Source organism: Aestuariivirga sp. (genome assembly GCF_046093005.1).
Taxonomy (GTDB): Bacteria; Pseudomonadota; Alphaproteobacteria; order Rhizobiales; family Aestuariivirgaceae; genus Aestuariivirga.
Window position 1 is genome coordinate 1 of sequence record NZ_JBJTER010000136.1, and the last position, 2,162, is coordinate 2,162.

At 66.0% G+C, this 2,162-nt stretch carries 1 protein-coding gene and 1 pseudogene; one reads left to right on the forward strand and one right to left on the reverse strand.

Annotated elements, in window-relative coordinates:
* Positions 1–1,938: FAD-dependent oxidoreductase (locus ACKOED_RS11915; RefSeq protein ID WP_408916815.1), on the forward strand; the 1,938-nt coding region annotated here is incomplete at its 5' end.
* Here ACKOED_RS11915 and ACKOED_RS11920 read toward each other — a convergent pair.
* A pseudogene (locus ACKOED_RS11920) lies at positions 1,905–2,162 on the reverse strand (hypothetical protein); the annotation flags it as partial. The gene ACKOED_RS11915 and the pseudogene ACKOED_RS11920 overlap by 34 nt on opposite strands.

The following is a 2,162-nucleotide window of genomic DNA, read 5'->3' on the forward strand; positions in this document are numbered from 1 at the left end:
GGCATGCCGAAGGACCGTTACCGCCTCTACCACCTCGAGCGCGCCAGGGCGGGCGTTGCGCTGACCATGACGGCGGGCTCCGCCGCCGTCTCGAAGGACAGCCCGCCGGTGTTCAACAATATCCTCGCCTACAAGGATGAAGTGGTCGGCTGGATGAAGAGGCTGGCCGACGATTGCCATGAGGCTGGCGCGGCGGTGATGATCCAGCTCACCCATCTCGGCCGCCGTACACGCTGGGACAAGGGCGACTGGCTGCCGGTGGTGGGCGCTGGCCCGTCGCGCGAGCCCGCTCACCGCGCCTTCCCGAAGATCATCGAGGACTGGGACATCGCCCGCATCATCGAAGACTATGCCGATGCCGCCGAGCGCATGAAGGCGGCGGGCCTCGATGGCGTGGAGTTCGAATGCTACGGCCACCTGATGGACCAGTTCGTAAGCCCGCTCACCAACACGCTGGCGCACCCCTATGGCGGCAGCTTCGACAACCGGCTGCGCTTCGCCATGGATGTGCTGGAGGCCTGCCGCAAGCGCGTGGGGCCTGAGTTCCTGCTGGGCGTGCGCTATACCGCTGATGAAGAAGAGCAAGGCGGGATCAGCGCGGCCGAAGGCCTGGAGATGGCCCGCCGCTTCAAGGCGTCTGGTCTGGCCGATTTCCTCAACATCATCCGCGGCCGCATCCACACCGATGCGGCGCTCACCGGTGTCATCCCGGTGCAGGGCATGCGATCAGCCCCGCATGTCGATTTCGCCGGCATGATCCGAAGGGAAGTGGGCATGCCCACTTTCCACGCGGCGCGCATCCCCGATGTCGCCACGGCGCGATACGCGGTGGCGTCGGGCCAGCTCGACATGGTGGGCATGACGCGCGCCCACATGGCGGACCCGCATATCGTCCGCAAGATCATGGAAGGCCGCGAGCATGACATCCGCCCTTGCGTCGGCGCCACCTATTGTCTTGACCGTATCTATCAGGGCGCCATGGCGCTGTGCATGCACAACCCTGCCACCGGGCGCGAAGAGACGATGCCGCATGTGATCGCTCCCGCCACGCACCGCAAACGCGTGGTGGTGGTCGGCGCGGGGCCAGGCGGACTGGAGGCGGCCCGCGTGGCGGCCGAGCGCGGCCATGAGGTCATGGTTTTCGAGGCGGCCGGCCAGCCCGGAGGCCAGGTGCGCCTCACCGCCATGACCAGGCGCCGGGCTGAGATGATCGGCATCATCGACTGGCGCATGGCGCAATGCGCCGCCCGCGATGTGGCCTTCCGCTTCAACACCTATGCAGAGGCCGCCGATGTGCTGGCCGAGAAGCCCGACGTGGTGGTGATCGCCACCGGCGGCCTGCCGGAGAAGGACGTGCTGGAAAGTGGCAACGACCTTACCGTCTCGGCCTGGGACATTCTCTCTGGCGATGTGAAGCCCGGCGCCCATGTGCTGCTCTATGACGATGCCGGCGACCACACGGCCATGCAGGCCGCGCAGTTTCTTGCGGAAGCAGGATCGACCGTCGAAATCATGACGCCCGACCGCAGCTTCGCGCCGGAGGTGATGGGCATGAACCTGGTGCCCTACATGCGGGCGCTGCAGGACAAGGCGGTCACCTTCACCGTCACCTACAAGCTGCTGGCGGCGGAGCGGCACGGCAACCGGCTCAAGGCAGTGGTTGGATCAGACTATCTCGCCAGCCTGCGGCAGGAGCGCCATGTTGATCAGATCGTCGTCAATCACGGCACCCAGCCTTTGGCTGACCTCTATTTCGACCTGAAACCGCTTTCTGAGAATCTGGGCGCGGTCGATTACGACGCGCTGATCGACGGACGGCCACAAATGATCAATGGCGGTCCCGCCGGTTTCCGGCTCTACCGGATCGGCGATGCGGTGGCGGCGCGGAATACCCACGCCGCCATTTATGATGCGCTGCGCCTGATGAAGGACACGTGAGTCAGGCGGCGGCGATCTGCGCGGCCTTTTCCCACCAGCACCTGCGCCTGGCGGATCGAGGCATAGTCGATCAGCCGGCCATCGAGCGAAACGGCGCCCTTGCCCTGCGCTTCTGCTTCCTTCATCGCCTCCAGGATGCGGCGCGCCCGGGTGACCTCGGCCTCCGATGGACTCATCACCTCATTGGCGAGCGCGATCTGCGACGGGTGGATTGCCCATTTTCC